Origin of the sequence: Yoonia sp. F2084L (assembly GCF_023015625.1) — a bacterium.
GTDB lineage: Bacteria > Pseudomonadota > Alphaproteobacteria > Rhodobacterales > Rhodobacteraceae > Yoonia.
The window spans coordinates 68,219-86,240 of sequence record NZ_JALKAH010000002.1 but is presented as its reverse complement, the minus strand read 5'-3'; the positions used below and the strand labels follow the sequence as shown (position 1 = coordinate 86,240).

The window sequence follows — 18,022 nt, the reverse complement described above, 5'->3', positions numbered from 1 at the left end:
AACTGCACGCGCATTGGGCAGGTGATTGATATTTGCCTCATTTGTGACATTCCCATTGCTGCAACGCAGAAAATCTGCGTGGCTCAATAGACCTGCTGCCCGCAGCCGACAATGACGGTGGCATGAGCGAAAACCTCCGCATTCTTGTCGTCGAAGCCGATCCCGCCAAAGTGCGCGACATCGTCGATGCGCTGAACGCGGCAGGTTGGAGTGACGTCAAAGCCTTGGGCCAGATCTCGGCCCTTGATCGTACAGTCCGCGAGTTTGCCCCTGATATCGTGCTGATTGATCTGGCCAATCCAGATCGTGACACACTCGAACATATTTCCTATGTGACGCAGACCGAAAAGCGTGCCGTCGCTCTCTTTGTCGACCAAACAGATGACAATTTGACGAAGGCCGCATTGAACGCCGGTGTCAGCGCTTATGTCGTTGATGGCCTCACTATGCATCGGATCAAACCGGTTCTGGAGACGGCAATCGCGCGTTTTCAGATTATGCGTCAGATGCAGTCAGAACTGGATGCGGCCAAGCAGGCCCTTGAGGATCGCAAAACCATTGACCGCGCCAAGGGCATCCTGATGCGCCAGCGCGGGTTGTCGGAAGATGATGCATATAACTTGCTGCGCAAAACCGCGATGAGCCAAGGGCGTAAGGTCATTGACGTCGCACATGCGCTTGTTACAGCGGCGGACCTGCTGTCGTGACCGGAACTGTCCTGCATTGCGGCTATGTCCCGCTGGTTGACTGCGCGCCTCTGGTTATCGCCAAAGAACTGGGGTTCGCCGCTGAAGAAGGGCTTGCGCTCAATCTGGTGCGCCAACCGTCGTGGTCAGCCCTGCGCGATATGCTGACGCTGGGGCATTTGGATGCCGCACAGATGCTGTCGCCCATGCCAGTTGCAATGTCGATTGGTTTGGGCGGATTAAACGCGCAGATCGACGCTTTGATGGTGCTGTCGGTCAATGGTACCGTTTTCGGGGTGTCGCAGAGCTTGGCGTCCCAGATTGGGGATGTATCCTTTGGTGACGCGAAAGGATTGCTGACCAAGATCGCGCAAGTGAACGACAAACCTTTGCGCGTCGGCGTCCCCTTCCACTACTCAATGCACCGCCTGCTATTGTCTTATTGGACATCAACCGCACCAAAGCTGATCATAGAAGAAGTCACTGTGCCACCCCCACGCATGGCCGATGCCGTCGCCGACGGGTTCGTCGATGCATTTTGGGTAGGTGAGCCTTGGGGCAGCGTCGCCGTGCAACGGGGCGTGGCCCGGCTGATGATGTCGGGCGGCGATGTCTGGCAATTCGCGCCCGAAAAGGTGCTCGCTGCGCGCCGCGACTGGATTGAGGCCAATAGCGACACGGCGCGCAAGCTAATGCGCGCCGTCTATCAGGCGGCCCAGTGGCTTGATGCCAAAAAGAACAAACCCCTCGCGGTTGAGATTTTGGGACGCAGTGAACACCTAAGCCTTTCGCCAGACCTGATTGACCCCGCACTCACAGGCCATATTGCGCCCAGCGCGGATGAAAACCCCATGCAGGTCGACCGGTTTGTCCAGTTTCACAAACATGCCGCAAGCTTTCCGTGGCGCAGTCAGGCGGCTTGGATCGCGCATCAGCTTGGCGCGGATGCTGCCGATGTTGAAAAAGCAAAAACATGCTTTCGGTCAGATCTTTATCGGCAGAACCTTGTTGGGATCGGCGCTGACATGCCCGGTGCATCGCAGAAAATCGAAGGGTCACTGCGGTTTGAAACGGCTGTTGCGTCGTCACGCGGCCATATGATTCTTGCGCCAGATGCCTTCTTTGACGGCAGAACCTTTGATTTCAGCGCGGAAAAGGGATGAATAACTAGGCAGTTTCTGCACCGCCGCGTAAAATCATGCGGCAGCGCAGAAAAAATCATTGTGCGGATCGCACCCTTCATTCCTAATGAAATCGAAGGGCATCGTCGCCCCCACTTCTGCATCGGTCAATGCTGGCCTGTGCTTTTACAAGAGCAAAGCCGCTCGTTTGGAACACGGAGCTCCTCCCCCGTGAACCTGACGCGCGGCTTTTTTTCGTTTTGGCCATCTTGGCACTGAAAGGAACCAATAGATGAGAAACACACTTTCACTTGTCCTTGCGACAACCAGCCTGATCGCATCGACCGCGTCGGCCGAATTTCTAGAGCTTGAAAAGGACGAGCTTACCCTTGGTTTTATCAAGCTGACCGATATGGCCCCATTGGCCATCGCCTATGAACTCGGATATTTCGAAGACGAAGGTCTGTTTGTTACGCTTGAGGCGCAGGCCAACTGGAAGGTGCTTCTGGATGGCGTGATCAGCGGCCAGTTGGACGGCGCGCATATGCTGGCCGGACAGCCGCTTGCCGCCACCATCGGTTACGGCACCGAGGCCCATATCATCACCCCCTTCTCCATGGACCTGAACGGGAACGGCATCACCGTTTCCAATGAAATCTGGGAAGAGATGAAGCCAAACGTGCCCTTGATGGACGATGGCCGCCCGCAGCACCCGATAAGCGCCAGCGCACTCGCCCCCGTGGTTGAAGACTACAAAGACCAAGGCATCCCCTTCAATATGGGTATGGTTTTCCCTGTCTCCACCCACAACTATGAAATCCGTTACTGGCTGGCAGCTGGCGGGCTAGAGCCGGGATACTATAGCCCACAGGACATCTCGGGCCAGATCGGCGCAGATGTGCTGCTATCAGTTACACCACCCCCGCAGATGCCCGCCACGATGGAGGCCGGTACGATTTTTGGCTATGCCGTAGGCGAGCCCTGGAACCAGCAGGCCGTGTTCAAAGGCATCGGTGTGCCGGTCATCACCGACTACGACATGTGGAAGAACAACCCTGAAAAGGTTTTTGGCATTACGGAAGAGTTTGCGGAGGAAAACCCCAACACGACAATAGCGCTGACCAAGGCCTTGATCCGCGCCGCCATCTGGCTGGATGAAAATGACAACGCCAACCGCCCCGAAGCAGTCGAAATTCTGTCGCGTTCTGAGTATGTAGGGGCAGACTACGAGGTGATCGCCAACTCGATGACCGGTTTCTTCGAGTTTGAAAAAGGCGATGTGCGCCCTGCCCCAGACTTCAACGTGTTCTTTCGCTACAACGCGACGTATCCGTTTTACTCTGACGCGATCTGGTATCTGACCCAGATGCGCCGCTGGGGTCAAATCCCTGAAACGAAGCCGGATGAGTGGTACTTTGAGACCGCCGCCAAGGTGTACCGCCCTGACATCTATCTCGAAGCCGCCCGCATGCTGGTCGATGAAGGGATGGCGAACGCGGCGGACTTCCCCTGGGACAGCGACGGCTTCAAAGAGCCCACCCCCGCCGCCGATATCATTGACGGGATCGGCTACGACGGGCGCGCGCCCAACGCCTATATCGACAGCCTGCCGATTGGCCTGAAAAGCGGCCAGAGCGTCGTCGGTAGCGAAATCCAAGGCTAATCGCTCTGGCCCACCTTGCGGAAACGTAAGGTGGGCTTCAGCCCACCCTTCTTTCAAAGCAGCAAATGGATAAACCCATGACCGCGATTGACCCAGATACACTCGACATTGAGGCCCGCCGCGCCCGGCGTTTTACCCGCATCAACAAGGCTGACGCGTGGTTCAAGGTCTTCGGCCTGTCATGGCTGACACCCATCCTGAAGGCTGCCGCCGGGGATAACCCACGCGCGCAGGTCAAAGAGATCTGGCAGCTCTTGGGTGTCCCACTGCTGGCTATCGCGGCATTCCTGATCGCTTGGGGCACATTGGCACCGAAGGTTCAGACATCCCTTGGTGCCGTCCCCGGCCCCGCTCAGGTTTGGGAACAAGTCGGTAATCTGCACGCCGATGCACAGCGAGAGGCGCAAAAGGAAATTGCTTTCTATGAACGCCAAGACGCCCGCAATGCCGAACTGATCGCTGAAGGCAACGCAGACCGGGTGCGCGAGCGGGTCTATACCGGCAAGCCAACCTATTACGATCAAATCTGGACCTCGATCAAAACTGTATTCTTCGGCTTCCTGATCGCATCTATTGTCGCCATCCCGCTGGGTATCGCCGCCGGCCTGTCAGTCACAGCCAACGCTGCTCTGAACCCGCTGATCCAGATTTTCAAACCCGTCTCACCACTCGCGTGGTTGCCGATTGTCACGATGATTGTCTCAGCCGTCTATACGACCAACGACGGGTTGTTTTCCAAGTCCTTCCTGATCTCAGCCATCACCGTGACCCTCTGTTCCCTCTGGCCTACACTGATCAACACTGCCCTTGGCGTCAGCAGCATCGACAAAGACCTCGTCAGCGTCAGCCGCGTGCTAAAAATGAACACCTACACCAAGATCACCAAACTGGTGCTGCCCTCCGCCCTGCCGCTGATCTTCACTGGTCTGCGCCTGTCGCTCGGTGTTGGCTGGATGGTTCTGATCGCGGCCGAAATGCTGGCCCAGAACCCCGGTCTTGGCAAATTCGTCTGGGATGAGTTCCAAAACGGATCGTCCCAGTCGCTCGCCCGCATCATGGTTGCCGTGTTCACGATCGGCATCATCGGCTTCCTGCTGGATCGGGTCATGTACGCCCTGCAATCCATGTTCACCTTCTCAGCGAACCGGTGACCCAGATGAGCATTCTTTCCTTCAAAGACGTCAGCAAAAACTACGATGAAACACCCGTCCTGAAAGACATCAATCTCGATGTGGCGATCGGTGAATTCGTTGTCATCCTCGGCTTCTCGGGCACAGGCAAAACGACCCTGATCAACATGATGGCCGGGCTGGAACAGCCCACCGGTGGCAGCGTCACCTACAAGGGTGCGCCCATCACCGAACCGGGCCGTGAGCGTGGTGTGATCTTTCAAAGTTACTCACTAATGCCTTGGCTGACGGTGAACGGGAATGTCGGCCTCGCCGTCGACACCATGTTCCCCGATCTGTCCAAGGCGGAACGTACCGCGAAAGTCGATCACTACGTTGGCATGGTGGGCCTCAGCCACGCCGCAACCCGCCGCCCGGCGGAATTGTCCGGCGGCATGCGCCAGCGTGTCAATGTCGCCCGCGCCTTGGCGATGGACCCTGAAATGCTGTTGTTGGACGAACCCCTATCTGCGCTCGATGCGCTGACCCGCGCCAATCTGGCCGATGAGATTGAGGCGATTTGGGAAAAGGACAAAAAGACCTGCGTTCTGATCACCAATGATGTGGACGAAGCGATCATCCTTGCCGACCGCATCATCGCACTGAACCCGGATGGAACGTTGGGCGATGAATTCAAAGTCGATATCCCGCGTCCACGCGACCGGATTGCAATGAACAATAACGGGACTTTCAAGGCGCTGCGTGGGCAGGTCACGACCTATCTGATGGATGTCGGCATCGCCGCCAAAGTCGAAGGGTCACGCATCCTGCCCAACGTCACACCCATTCACGGGGTGCCCGCCGCCGTTGCCAAGGCCCAGGAAAGCGGCATTGAAGAACGCTTTCTGAACTTCTCGCAATTGGACAAGGTATATCCCACACCCAAAGGGCCACTTACCGTCGTTGAAAACTTTGACCTCAAAATCAACAAGGGCGAGTTCATCTCGCTCATCGGCCACTCTGGCTGCGGGAAGTCCACGGTTCTGACAATGGCTGCAGGCCTCAACCCGATTTCCAAGGGTGCAATCAAGCTCGATGGCTGGAACGTCGAAGGGGCCGATCCTGAACGCGCTGTCGTTTTCCAATCACCCAACCTCTTCCCATGGCTCACCGCCAAGGAGAACGTCGCGATTGGTGTGGACAAGGTTTACCCCAAAGCAAGCCAAGCCGAACGGCAGGATATCGTCGAATACTACCTTGAACGCGTCGGACTGGCCGACAGCATGGATAAAGGTGCAGCAAGCCTGTCCAACGGCATGAAACAACGTGTCGGTATCGCCCGCGCCTTTGCCCTGTCGCCCAAACTGCTGCTACTGGATGAACCCTTCGGCATGCTCGACAGCCTGACGCGCTGGGAGCTGCAAGAGGTGCTGATGGAGGTCTGGTCGCGTACCAAAGTGACCGCAATCTGCGTCACACATGACGTGGATGAGGCGATCTTGCTCGCGGATCGTGTGGTGATGATGACCAACGGACCACAGGCGACAATCGGCAAGATCACTGATGTGAACCTGCCACGCCCGCGCACGCGCAAGGCGCTGTTAGAGCATCCTGATTACTACAGCTATCGCCAGGAGGTGCTCGACTTCCTGGAAGAATACGAGCACGGCGCGACCCCAAAATCGAAACCCAAAGCCATCGCAGCGGAGTGAAAGATATGACTCAAAAACTGGTTGTCATCGGTGCGGGCATGGCTTCTGGCCGGGTGCTTGAACACCTCTTCGATGCAGGCGCGGACTACGACGTGACCCTGTTCAATGCCGAAGCGCGGGGGAACTATAACCGCATCATGCTGTCGCCCGTTTTGTCAGGCGACAAGACATATGACGACATCGTCACGCATGATGCCGATTGGTACGCAGAGCATGGCGTCACCTGCCGCTTTGGCGAACATGTTACCGAGATTGACCGCGACGCAAAGACGGTCACAGGCCAGAACGGCACGGTTCCCTACGACAAGCTGCTGATCGCCACCGGATCTGCGCCTTTCATCATCCCCGTCCAAGGCAAAGACCTGCCCGGCGTGATCACCTACCGTGATCTGGATGATACTAACGCCATGATTGATGCGGCCGCCAGGGGTGGCAAAGCCGTCGTGATCGGTGGTGGGCTCTTGGGCCTTGAAGCGGCCGCCGGACTGGTTGAGCGGGGGATGGATGTCACTGTCCTGCACCTCATGGGGCATCTGATGGAACGCCAGCTTGATGAAAGCGCGGGGTTCCTGCTGCGGCGCGATTTGCATGACAAGGGCGTAAAGGTGATCTGTCAGGCATCGACCGCCGCCATTTTGGGTGACACCCATGTGGAAGGTGTAATGCTTGAGGATAACACCGGGCTAGAAGCTGATCTTGTCGTGATGGCCGTGGGTATCAGACCGGAAACCCGGCTTGCTACTGATGCGGGCCTCAGTGTGGCGCGCGGCGTCGAAGTGAATGCGCAAATGCAGACCTCTGACCCGGACATTCTGGCGGTCGGGGAATGCGTGGAGTTTGACGGCCACCTCTTTGGCCTTGTCGCCCCACTATACGACCAAGCCAAGGTCGTCGCACGGACCTTGCTGGATGAGCCTGCCGCCTTTGTGGTGAAAGAACTTTCAACCAAGCTCAAGGTCACCGGGTGTGACCTGTTCAGCGCAGGCGACTTTGCAGATGGGGAAGGGCGCGAAGACATCGTGTTTCGCGATCCGATGCGCGGCGTTTACCGCCGTTTGGTGGTTGAAGATGACATTCTGGTCGGTGCGGTCATGTACGGCGACACCGCCGACAGCAGCTGGTACTTCGGCCTGATCCGCGACAAGACCGACATTTCCGAGATGCGCGACACGCTCATCTTTGGCCCGGCCTACCAAGGGGGGACCCCCCTGGACCCTTTAGCAGCTGTTGCAGCCTTACCGCGTGACGCGGAGATCTGTGGCTGCAACGGTATCTGCAAAGGGCAAATCGAAGATGCGATCGCAGGCGGTGCCACTGATCTGGGCACCGTGCGGGCAACCACCAAAGCGTCAGGGTCCTGCGGGACATGTACGGGGCTGGTCGAACAGGTGCTGGCGGTCACATTGGGCGATGATTTCGTCGTGCCTGCCGCTGCATCCATCTGCGGCTGCACCGACATGACCCACGAAGACGTACGGCGCATGATCAAGTCGCAAAAACTGACCTCAATGCCTGCGGTCTGGCAGGAATGCGGGTGGAAGACATCCTGCGGCTGCCATGTGTGCCGTCCTGCCTTAAACTTCTATCTGCTGGCAGACTGGCCGTTGGAATACCAAGACGACCCGCAAAGCCGGTTCATCAACGAACGCAAGCATGCCAATATCCAAAAGGACGGCACATTCAGCGTCGTGCCACGGATGTGGGGCGGGATCACCACCCCGGATGAGTTACGCGCAATTGCCGACGCGGCTGACAAATACATGGTGCCGACCGTCAAAGTCACCGGCGGTCAGCGCATCGACCTTCTGGGCGTCAAAAGCGAGGACCTGCCAGATATCTGGGCTGATCTGAATGCGGCAGGTATGGTTTCGGGTCATGCCTATTCCAAGGGTCTGCGCACCGTCAAAACCTGCGTTGGCACGGACCATTGCAGGTTTGGGACGCAAGACAGCACGGGCCTTGGGATTAAGTTGGAAAAGGAATTGTGGGGGTCTTGGACACCGCACAAGCTGAAACTCGCGGTGTCCGGCTGCCCGCGCAACTGTGCCGAGGCGACATGCAAGGACATCGGTGTTGTATGTGTCGACAGCGGCTATCAGGTCAGCATCGGTGGGGCGGCGGGCATGGACGTCAAAGAGACCGAATTGCTGGTGCAAGTACCGACCGAGCAAGACGCGATTAACGTGATCAAAGCGGTCACACAGCTTTATCGCGAAAACGCAAAATATCTCGACCGGATCTACAAATGGATGGGCAAAGTAGGTCTGGACTGGATCAAGAAACGCATCGTTGATGATCTGGACGAACGCGCCGCATTGGTCGACCGGTTCGAACTCAGCCAATCCATCTACCGCAAAGACCCGTGGGCCGAACATTCCAGCCAAAAAGCGGACAGCTACCGCCCTTTGGCAAACCTGTCATTGGAGGCGGCTGAATGAGCAACTGGATTGATATTGCGGCCCTGGATGAGATCCCTCAGCGTGGCGCACGTATGGTCAAAACGGCGCTTGGCTGCGTTGCTGTATTTCGCACCGGCGCGGACGAGGTCTTTGCCCTCGACAACGCCTGCCCCCATAAAGCCGGGCCGCTGGCAGAAGGGATTGTGCACGGCAAATCCGTGACCTGCCCACTGCACAACTGGATCATATCGCTGGAAACAGGTGAGGCACAGGGCCAAGACGAAGGCCGCGTCGCCACCTACCCTGCCCGCATCGAAAACGGGCGCGTATTGCTTGACCGCGCCTTTCTGCGCGCACGGGTCGCGGCATGAGCCTGACCAAAACCACTTGCCCCTATTGCGGCGTGGGCTGCGGTGTTCTGGCGGGGTCTGACGGGACCATCAAGGGTGACCCCGATCACCCTGCCAACTTTGGGCGTCTCTGCTCGAAGGGGGCGGCGTTAGGTGAAACGATTGATCTGGAAGGCCGGTTGCTTCACCCGAAAATCGGTCGGCGGCAGGCCGGATGGGACGAAGCGCTTGATCTGGTGGCAGCAAAGTTTTCCATGGCCATAGCCGAGCACGGCCCAGATAGCGTGGCCTTCTATGCCTCTGGCCAATTGCTGACCGAGGATTACTACGTCGCCAACAAGCTGATGAAAGGCTTCATCGGGTCTGCCAACATCGACACAAATTCGCGGCTTTGCATGGCATCATCCGTCGCGGGGCACAAAAGGGCCTTTGGGACTGATACCGTGCCGGGCATCTACGCCGATCTGGAAGAGGCCGATCTGATCGTACTGGTCGGTTCAAACCTCGCGTGGTGTCATCCGGTGTTGTACCAGCGCATTGCTTCCGCAAAAGAGGCGCGACCCGATATGCGGGTCGTCAACATTGATCCCCGCCGCACAGCGACCTCCGATCTGGCCGACCTACACGTGCAAATCGCCCCGGACGGCGATGTGGCGCTATTCAACGGGCTGCTGACGCATCTCGACGATCATGGCAGCTTTGATCAGACCTACACCGACAACCACGTGAACGGGCTGGCGGAAACTGTGGCAGCGGCGCGGGCATCCAACCTGTCCGATACCGGACTGTCCGCCCAGGATAGGACGACGTTTTTCAACCTTTGGGCCAATACCCCGAAAGTCGTCACCATCTATTCTCAAGGGGTGAACCAATCCGCCTGTGGCACCGACAAGGTCAACGCCATACTGAATTGCCACCTTGCCACGGGCCGCATCGGCAAGCCCGGTATGGGCCCGTTTTCCGCCACCGGGCAGCCCAACGCCATGGGCGGTCGCGAAGTCGGCGGGCTTGCTAATATGCTGGCCAATCATCTTGAACTGAACAACGCGGATCACAGGCAAGCAGTACAGGTTTTTTGGGAAAGCCCAACGATCTGTTCAAAGGCGGGCCTCAAGGCGGTCGACCTGTTTCAGGCTTGCGCCAGCGGCCAGATCAAAGCGCTGTGGATCATGTCAACGAACCCCGCCGTGTCATTGCCTGATGCGGACGGGGTTGCCACCGCCATCGCCAATGTACCCTTCGTCGTGACATCCGACATCATCGAGGCGACCGACACGACGATGCTGTCGCATGTCTGCCTGCCCGCAACCGGCTGGGGTGAAAAGGACGGGACAGTCACCAATTCCGAGCGGCGCATCTCGCGACAGCGGGCGTTTTTGCCCGCCCCCGGTCAAGCGCGCCCCGACTGGGCGATCATCAGTGACGTCGCAACGCGCATGGGGTTCGGAGCCGCCTTCGCTTACAAAACCCCCGCCGATGTATTTGCCGAATATGTAGCCCTTGATGCCGCCACAACGCAATTTCCCCGCGATCTGGACCTGAGCATTTTCGCCGATGCCGATTATGCCAATCTGATCCCAACCCAATGGCCCAGCAACGACCACAGGTTCTTTGCCGACGGGCGGTTCTTTCATCCCGATGGCAAAGCCCGCATGATCCCGGTCGCGGCGCCGGCGGTCTCAACCCAGCATTTCACCCTCAACACCGGGCGCAATCGTGATCAGTGGCATACCATGACACGGACCGGGAAATCCGCACGCCTTGGGCCGCATCTGGCAGAACCTTATGTCGAAATACACCCGCAGGACGCTGCTGCATTGCAAGTCGGAGCAGGCGATCTGGTCACTCTGGAAAACACATATGGCCGTGCAATTCTGCGGGCGCTGGTCACACCGCGTGTGGCCCAAGGCCAGCTGTTCGCGCCAATGCACTGGACACGACAAAGGTCATCATCCGGCCTGATCAACAGCCTGACAGCGCCGGTCACTGACCCGATCTCAGGGCAGCCCGCGCTGAAATCGGGGGCTGTCTCTGCCAAGCTCTACAAACCCAAATGGTACGGCTTTCTGGCCAGCGCCGAGGTGTTGCGCCCCCAAACGCCCTATGCTGCCATCGCGCGCACCCAAACCGGTTGGCAGGCCGAGCTTGCGGCCAGCCAAACGCCCGATGACTGGGAACAGGAGACCCTGCGCCTTGCCGGGCAATCGACCGGCGACGTCTCGGTGCAAACCGACCCGGCGACTGGCGCGGTCCGGGTCGCAATTCAGGCTGACGGGATCATCATCGCCCTGCTTTTTGCATCATCCCATCCCGTCGTCCTGTCCCGCAGCGCAGCGATCAGCTGCATCGGAACCGACACCCCTACCCTTGACGCTTTGGCAGGCCGCACCCGCGCCAATCTGCCCGACCCCGGTGCCACGGTTTGCGCCTGTTTCAACGTCGGGCGCAACACGCTGCTGGCTGCGGCATCAAATGGCGCGCGCAGTGTGGCCGCCTTGGGCGATGTGACCTGTGCGGGGACGAACTGCGGGTCCTGCAAGCCCGAACTGGCCACCCTTTTGACAGAGGCATCACTTCCGATGGCCGCCGAATGAGCCTTGCACCCTTTGTCCAGATCGTTGCACGCGGCAAAGGACGCGCGCGAGCGATGACACTGGACGAAGCGCAAGAGGCCATGACCCTGATCCTGCAAGGCAAGGCAGCACCTGAGGCCGTGGGCGCCCTTCTGATGGTGATGCGCCTGCGCGGCGAAACAGCCGCAGAGATCGCCGGTTTCACCGCCGCCCTGCGCCGCCACGTCAGCGGGGCATTGCCCGCCGCAGACCTCGACTGGCCGTCCTATGCTGCGGGCCGCAGCCGGGGTGCGCCCCTGTTCCTGCTGGCCGCGCGATTAGTAGGGCAGGCAAGATATCGCATCTCCATGCATGGCTGGAATTCCCACCAATCGGCAGCCGCGTCCGTGCGCGACGCACTCGATCTGGCCGGACCGCAAGTACACTACAGCCCGTTAGAAACGCTCTGCCCCGCAGCATTCGCCCTGCTGCAATTGCGTAACACCTTTGGCCTGCGGTCCTGCTTTAACACCGTCCTGCGGATGTGGAACCCGTCCAGCGCCGCTGCGACAGTGCAAGGGGTGTTTCACCCGTCCTATCGCAGTCTACAGTCCGATGCTGCCGCAATGCTTGGCCAAAAGAGACTGACGATCATCAAGGGCGGCGGCGGCGAATTCGAACGGCACCCCGCAAAATCGGTGGCTGTTTTTGGCCTGCGGAACGGCGCGCGTATCAATGAGACCGCGCCCCCACTTCTTGTTGAAACACGTCGCCTGCATGAGGTGAACCACGCGGTCGATCTGCGCGCCCTTTGGCAAGGCACTGCACAAGACCCGTTCGCCATAGCCACAATTACCAGCACTGCGGCACTTGCACTTTGGACATTGAAAGCCGCCCCCACGATTGCCACAGCCCAGGAGATGAGCCGCACTCTTTGGGCCAATCGCCAACAACAAGAAAGCCTTTCCGCATGAAAACCTTTCCCATGTTTCTTCAAATGGCAGGTCGCCGCGTCGTAATTGTTGGCGGGGGTGAGCAGGCCGCACAAAAGGCCCGGTTGATCCTGAAAACTGAGGCGAAGCTTGTCATCCTCGCGCCAGCACTGGATGCCGAACTGGCCGATTTGGCCGCACAGGGGCGTATCACGCATCAAACCGGCCCCATCGCACCCGCCAGCTTTCAAGACAGCGCACTGGCTTTCATTGCATCGGGTTGTCCCGGTGCAGACATGGCGCTGCACGCGTTGGCACAAGAGGCCGGTGCCACCGTCAACGTCGTCGACCAACCGCATCTGTGCGACGCAATCACCCCATCCATCGTTGATCGCGACCCGGTTGTTGTGGCGATCGGCACCGAAGGCACGGCTCCTGTACTGGCCCGTCAGATCAAGACAAAACTCGAAGAAGTGTTAGAGCCAAGTCTGGGCGATCTGGCTGCATTGGCAGGCAGGCTACGCACAGCTGCGGCAGCCCGGCTTGCTCCGCGCGCCCGGCGTGACCTCTGGCGCTGGGTTTTCAACGACACGCCGCGCCAGCTTTTTACCAGTGGGGCCGAACGCGACGCAGCCAAGCTAATCAAGACAGCCATTGAAACCGGCGAGTTTGGCGCAACACAAGGCGGAAGCGTCAGCCTTGTTGGCGCTGGTCCCGGTGCAAAGGACCTGATCACTCTGCGCGGCGTGCAACGGCTGCAAGAGGCCGATGTGATCTATTATGACCGACTGCTTGACCCTGAAATCCTTGAACTGGCACGGCGCGATGCCGAACGCATCTACGTCGGTAAAGCTCCGGGCTGCCACAGTTGGCCGCAGGAAAAGATCACCCAAACGCTGGTCGCTGCTGCAAAGCGCGGGCAGCGCGTCGTACGTTTGAAATGCGGTGATCCGGGCGTCTTTGGGCGTAGCACTGAAGAAACAGACGCACTGAAAGCCAGCAGCATCCCGTTTGAAATCGTCCCCGGTGTCACCGCAGCCTGCGCCGCTGCAGCTGCAGTTGGCGACAGCCTGACCGAACGGGGCGAGGTGGATACGCTGGTGCTGACCACCGGGCATCGGCAAGAGGGCTATGTTGTTCCCGATCCGATCCGTGATCTAAAACCGGGCACTTGCGTTGCACTTTACATGGCCGTCGGTGCCGCCGAGGGCATCAGTGCCCAGCTACAAAACACCTGTCCCGGCGTGCCATTGCAGGTGCAGATCGTCGCCAAGGCCCAGCGCAAAGAACAGGTGACCGCCACCTGCGCTATTGGCGATCTGGTCCAAACCCTGAGCCATCATCAAATCAACGGGGCCGCGATGCTGTTCATCCGCTGGCCGATGTCGCTACAAGCGCACGACACGGCCTCACAGAAACAACATCTGCAGGTTATCGCCTGATCAGGCCGCAGCCTTCTCGGTGATCTCTGCCACCTGCGACCACTTGCGGTCACCTTCATAGCGTGCGGACATCCGTCCTTGCTCATCCAGCGTGAACAGGTGCAGCCAGCGATTATCAAACAGCGCCCGCACATTTGGGTGCTTGGTCAGGATATCATTGATCGCCTCAGCTGGTGCTTCCACACAGACAGACAAGCGCAGCGGATCATGGGCATAGTTCTGACCATCATGGACCGACTGCCACGGCAGGCCGCCGCGCAACGCGCCACCGTTGCCCTCGACCACACCGATACCGCCAGTGACGTTGTGCAACAGCTTGTTGCCCGCCCCAAAAACACCGGGAGCCACGACAGAGCCATAGTATTGCAAGCTGATCCAACTGGCGACGACGACAGGCGCTGTCAGGATCAGCTCAAGCACGCCGAAGCCATCGTCCTTTTGCCAGTCATAGTCATGCAGGAACGCGCGACCTTCCAACCCTTTGCCCTTTGTGCGCGCACGAGGGGCTGCAATGAAGGCCTTGCAGCCTGCCAATGCCCACTCAGGCCGTGTTTCGGCCCAGTCCCGGCTACGTTTGCTAATGTCGTCACCGTTGGTCGCACGCGGCAGGCGCAAAGCCCGCTCGGTCCGTGCCAACTTGCCGGCTGACGCCAGCCAACCCCGCGCGGTCTTCAAGTGGCTCTGGTGCTGATGCCCCGCGAAATCACCTTCGTAGATCGTCACATCATCCGTCGTGGTGTCATGCAACCCGCCGACAAACAGGGTATCCTCCGGGATCGTGATCCCATTATCGGCCAGCCCGGCGCGCACGTCCTTGTCGTTCAAAATGCCCGCCAAAAGCCGTGCATTCACCTCGCCTGTATACCCACCACAGGCGCCACAATGCAGCGCGCTGGCGTGGGGGTTATTCACCACATTGGCCCCATGCCCGAACAGCAGGACCAAAGGCGCAAAGTTATCGGTCAGCGACATCGCCCCAAGAATGGACGTCGCAGCCCCGATCCGGTCTTCCAAACCAAAGCTGTCATCCAAAACCGGTGCTTGCTTATCGGGCGTTTTTGCGCCGTCCACGCCAAGTGCATCGCGTATCAACTTGCTGATATAAATCGGACCTGTTGCTTCAACAAAAGCAAACGATGAAACCGCCGCCAGCTTGAACCGTCCCCATGCCCGGCCCGCACGCGCAGCAAAGCGCGCGTTCTGATCAGCAGTCGCGTCGGCCGGACCTCCCGCCTTGCTGGTCACACCGTGGTTGAGCAGGACCGGCAGACGCTTTTCGGCGACATCAGAAGCAAAGCTCTGGTGCGATGCTGTCAGGCCAAAGAACCCAGCAAAGCCCAACGTCTGAATGCTGGGATCAACGCTTTCGAGCGCACGGCGAAACACCTCGGACCGCACATCAATGCAGAAGGCCGCCTGCAATGCCGGGCGTCCTTCAACCGGGATCTCGGACGGCTTTTGCAACGTATCCGCCAGCCCGCGCTGACCAGCAAACTCAGCCGCGGCCTGCAAAGCTGCATCAATCAACTGATCCTCGCTTGGAGCCAAGGGGGCGGCATGTGCGGCGCGCACCTCGGCCCATCTTTCGTCAATCTGGGATTGATATTGCGCGTAAAGCGCCTGTTCCCAAATCAAACGGATCGTCAGAACGTCGGTGGTCGTCACATCCGTGCCACCTGCCAGTTCCGCCTGCCAAAGCCGGTAGCGCGCGACCTGCGACCATCCCCCAAGACCCAAAAGTAACTGGTGGAAATAGGTTTGCGAAGCCTCCACCGTCAGGCCCAACACATCACTCGCCGCCACGAGTGCATTGCGTGTCTGTTGCGGTGTGTTCGCGACCAGCGCACCAAACCCGGCAAGCCCTGCAATCTCAGCCGTAAGATCGCGGCTGGCAAAATCACGCCATGCATCAAAGGCGCGGCGGCCCGGTTTGGTCTGCCACAGCGCTTGGCCTGCATCAAAGTAACCCGCAGCCCAGACGCCAAACCGTTCGGCAATGATACCCGGCCAATCGATGCCCGAAACCTCAGCGGCCAAATCGGCGATGGTCGGCAGTGCAGAAGTAGCAGTGGATGGCATCTGCGCCGCCGCCTTCAGCGCGGCAACATCATCCGTTGCACCCGGAAACTGCGCAAGTGCCGCCAAAAGATCGGCATCGTCGATTGTTCCGTCCGCGATCTTCGCTGCATACCAGTCACGCGGCATCGTCACCGCCGTGCCCGCAACCCGGTCCAGTAAGGCTGCAACTTCAGGCAGGCTCTGCTCTGTCTGGCCCAGAAACGGATTCACCGCGACAGATGAGGACAAGGGCCAAAGCGGCGGGATCGCGCGGCCCGCGCTTTCTGCCTTTGCAATCAGCTCCAGATGCACACCGGCATAGCCCGAAAAAGTATCCGCCATCATTGTGCTGCTCCTTTATTGGATGATGTCCGCTTCCAACCGCCTAAAACCCGGTCAGAGATCGCGTTGATATAGAGCCCGTTGGACAGGTGCACGCGCAGACCCTGTGCTGCGGGGTGATAGGACCACAAAGGCAACGTCGCTTGGGCCAGTGCGACCAAACCAAAGCTGATCATTGCAAGGATAATCAACGCCCATTCCAGCGCGCCTGCTGCCGGGGTCGCGGGCAATGTGCCTGCGGTCAACCACTCCGATGCGCGTTGCAGCACAAGGTAGCTGAGCGTGACGGTTCCCGCATAAACCGCCGTGCGTTGGGTCAGTGCTTGCGGGGCTTCATCTGCAAAACCTTGGGCCAGCAAGTACGCCACCCCAAAGATCAGGATCGCGCCCAAGGCGACTGCTTGAGGGGACTTGCCGCCAAAGTCAAAACCCAGCCCAAGGATCGCGTAAACGATACCATAGATCGCAATGGCCACGACAAAGGCGCGTGTCACCGCCTTCATATCTGGCACCGCCACCGGCCCCGGTTTACGAATAGCGGCCACGTTCTGCACCGCATTGCCTGCCGACAGGAAAGCGTGCGCTTTGTAAAGCGAGTGCGCCACGATGTGCAGCAAAGCGAGCGGGAACAGCGCCAAACCACATTGCAGGATCATGAACCCCATCTGCGCGATGGTTGACCACGCCAGCGAGGCTTTCACCGTTGGTTGGGTCAGCATGACAAGCCCCCCAAAGAGCGCCGTGAAACCGCCCACCATCACAAGGATTGCCAGAACCAGAGGCGACAACAGCATCACATCGGCAAAGCGGATCAGGGCAAAGCCACCAGCATTGACCACGCCTGCGTGTAGCAAGGCGGATACGGGTGTCGGGGCCTCCATGACCTCGGTTAACCAACCATGCGTGGGGAATTGTGCCGATTTCAGGATCGCGGCCAGCGCGATTAGCGCAGCAGCCGCCAGCGCCAGACCGCCGCCCAGCCCCTGCTCTGCTTGCGCAAGAATGGCCGAGATCTGCGTCGTGCCGTAGCTGCTGGCCAGTAAAATCGCAGCACCAATGACCGCCACATCACCGATCCGCGCCATGACGTATTTCTTATGCGCCGCACGCTGCGCCGCCACCCGTTCTGGATAGAACAACAGCAGCTTGTGCAAACACATGCTGGTGGCGATCCATGCCACGACGAACTGCGTGACATTCCCCGACTGTATCAAAAACAAGACGGTGGCCAGCGTCGCCAACAGCCAAAAGGTAAAAGCATCCTGCCGCTCTTCCCCGTCCAGATACGTGCGGGCATAGCGGACCACGACCCAGCCGATGAAGGTGACCAGCAGCAACATGATGACGCTGACGATATCAAGGCGAACCGACAGACCGACGCCAAACAGGCCAATCAGAAAGCTATCCCCGCTGCCATTCACCGCCAAAACAATCGCCGACAGGACCGCAACCGCAATAGTCCCCAACGTTGCCTGTTCAGCCCACAGGGCGCCCTTGGCGGTTGAGACATCTTGCAGGTAACGCGGCGCAAATGCCGCCGCGAGCAGGATCAGGGGGGCCAGTAAGGGCAAAGCGTTGAGCAGCATGTGTCGTCTCCATCGCGCGTTTTGATTTCACGACGGGATATGGCAAAGGCATCCAGATAAAAAATACATT

General features: G+C 59.1%; 12 protein-coding genes. 10 read left to right on the top strand and 2 right to left on the bottom strand.

The window, feature by feature from the left end:
- Positions 1-122: 122 nt before the first annotated feature.
- The 10 genes from MWU60_RS05900 to cysG all read left to right on the top strand — a co-directional run bounded on the left by MWU60_RS05900 (position 123) and on the right by cysG (position 13,966).
- The gene (locus MWU60_RS05900) at positions 123-707 is read left to right on the top strand and encodes an ANTAR domain-containing protein (RefSeq protein WP_247226275.1); all 585 of its coding nucleotides are present in this window, start codon (positions 123-125) and stop codon (positions 705-707) included.
- Positions 704-1,849: a CmpA/NrtA family ABC transporter substrate-binding protein gene (locus MWU60_RS05895; protein WP_247226274.1), complete on the top strand. Its 1,146-nt coding sequence runs from the start codon at positions 704-706 to the stop codon at positions 1,847-1,849. Before MWU60_RS05900 ends, MWU60_RS05895 begins: the two co-directional genes overlap by 4 nt.
- 250 nt (positions 1,850-2,099) lie before the next feature.
- Positions 2,100-3,470: a CmpA/NrtA family ABC transporter substrate-binding protein gene (locus tag MWU60_RS05890; RefSeq protein WP_247226273.1), complete on the top strand. Its 1,371-nt coding sequence runs from the start codon at positions 2,100-2,102 to the stop codon at positions 3,468-3,470.
- 77 nt (positions 3,471-3,547) lie between these two features.
- Positions 3,548-4,621 (top strand): ABC transporter permease, encoded by a 1,074-nt coding sequence (locus MWU60_RS05885; RefSeq protein ID WP_247226859.1) that lies wholly within the window; start codon positions 3,548-3,550, stop codon positions 4,619-4,621.
- A gap of 5 nt (positions 4,622-4,626) precedes the next feature.
- Positions 4,627-6,291, top strand: a complete 1,665-nt coding sequence (locus MWU60_RS05880) for an ABC transporter ATP-binding protein (RefSeq protein WP_247226272.1) — start codon at positions 4,627-4,629, stop codon at positions 6,289-6,291.
- 5 nt (positions 6,292-6,296) lie between these two features.
- The gene (gene nirB, locus MWU60_RS05875) at positions 6,297-8,729 is read left to right on the top strand and encodes a nitrite reductase large subunit NirB (RefSeq protein ID WP_247226271.1); all 2,433 of its coding nucleotides are present in this window, start codon (positions 6,297-6,299) and stop codon (positions 8,727-8,729) included.
- Entirely contained in the window at positions 8,726-9,061 is a 336-nt protein-coding gene (gene nirD / locus MWU60_RS05870) for a nitrite reductase small subunit NirD (protein WP_247226270.1), read from the top strand. Before nirB ends, nirD begins: the two co-directional genes overlap by 4 nt.
- On the top strand, positions 9,058-11,634 hold the full coding sequence (locus MWU60_RS05865) for a nitrate reductase (RefSeq protein ID WP_247226269.1): 2,577 nt from the start codon (positions 9,058-9,060) through the stop codon (positions 11,632-11,634). Before nirD ends, MWU60_RS05865 begins: the two co-directional genes overlap by 4 nt.
- The gene (locus MWU60_RS05860) at positions 11,631-12,566 is read left to right on the top strand and encodes a glycosyl transferase family protein (RefSeq protein ID WP_247226268.1); all 936 of its coding nucleotides are present in this window, start codon (positions 11,631-11,633) and stop codon (positions 12,564-12,566) included. The genes MWU60_RS05865 and MWU60_RS05860 overlap by 4 nt, the downstream gene beginning before the upstream one ends.
- Complete coding sequence (gene cysG / locus MWU60_RS05855) at positions 12,563-13,966, top strand: siroheme synthase CysG (RefSeq protein WP_247226267.1); 1,404 nt, start codon at positions 12,563-12,565, stop codon at positions 13,964-13,966. The genes MWU60_RS05860 and cysG overlap by 4 nt, the downstream gene beginning before the upstream one ends.
- Here cysG and MWU60_RS05850 read toward each other — a convergent pair whose 3' ends face one another.
- Positions 13,967-16,369 (bottom strand): DUF2309 domain-containing protein, encoded by a 2,403-nt coding sequence (locus MWU60_RS05850; protein WP_247226266.1) that lies wholly within the window; start codon positions 16,367-16,369, stop codon positions 13,967-13,969.
- On the bottom strand, positions 16,366-17,952 hold the full coding sequence (locus tag MWU60_RS05845) for a proton-conducting transporter membrane subunit (RefSeq protein ID WP_247226265.1): 1,587 nt from the start codon (positions 17,950-17,952) through the stop codon (positions 16,366-16,368). The genes MWU60_RS05850 and MWU60_RS05845 overlap by 4 nt, the downstream gene beginning before the upstream one ends.
- Between the last annotated feature and the right edge of the window lie 70 nt (positions 17,953-18,022).

What these genes read in the sequence shown, in the direction of transcription:
- MWU60_RS05900 (WP_247226275.1), top strand. Translation starts at nt 123, where the DNA reads ATGAGCGAAAACCTCCGCATTCTTGTCGTCGAAGCCGATCCCGCCAAA.
- MWU60_RS05890 (WP_247226273.1), top strand. Translation starts at nt 2,100, where the DNA reads ATGAGAAACACACTTTCACTTGTCCTTGCGACAACCAGCCTGATCGCA.
- MWU60_RS05885 (WP_247226859.1), top strand. Translation starts at nt 3,548, where the DNA reads ATGACCGCGATTGACCCAGATACACTCGACATTGAGGCCCGCCGCGCC.
- MWU60_RS05880 (WP_247226272.1), top strand. Translation starts at nt 4,627, where the DNA reads ATGAGCATTCTTTCCTTCAAAGACGTCAGCAAAAACTACGATGAAACA.
- nirB (WP_247226271.1), top strand. Translation starts at nt 6,297, where the DNA reads ATGACTCAAAAACTGGTTGTCATCGGTGCGGGCATGGCTTCTGGCCGG.
- nirD (WP_247226270.1), top strand. Translation starts at nt 8,726, where the DNA reads ATGAGCAACTGGATTGATATTGCGGCCCTGGATGAGATCCCTCAGCGT.
- MWU60_RS05865 (WP_247226269.1), top strand. Translation starts at nt 9,058, where the DNA reads ATGAGCCTGACCAAAACCACTTGCCCCTATTGCGGCGTGGGCTGCGGT.
- MWU60_RS05860 (WP_247226268.1), top strand. Translation starts at nt 11,631, where the DNA reads ATGAGCCTTGCACCCTTTGTCCAGATCGTTGCACGCGGCAAAGGACGC.
- cysG (WP_247226267.1), top strand. Translation starts at nt 12,563, where the DNA reads ATGAAAACCTTTCCCATGTTTCTTCAAATGGCAGGTCGCCGCGTCGTA.
- MWU60_RS05850 (WP_247226266.1), bottom strand. Translation starts at nt 16,369, where the DNA reads ATGATGGCGGATACTTTTTCGGGCTATGCCGGTGTGCATCTGGAGCTG.
- MWU60_RS05845 (WP_247226265.1), bottom strand. Translation starts at nt 17,952, where the DNA reads ATGCTGCTCAACGCTTTGCCCTTACTGGCCCCCCTGATCCTGCTCGCG.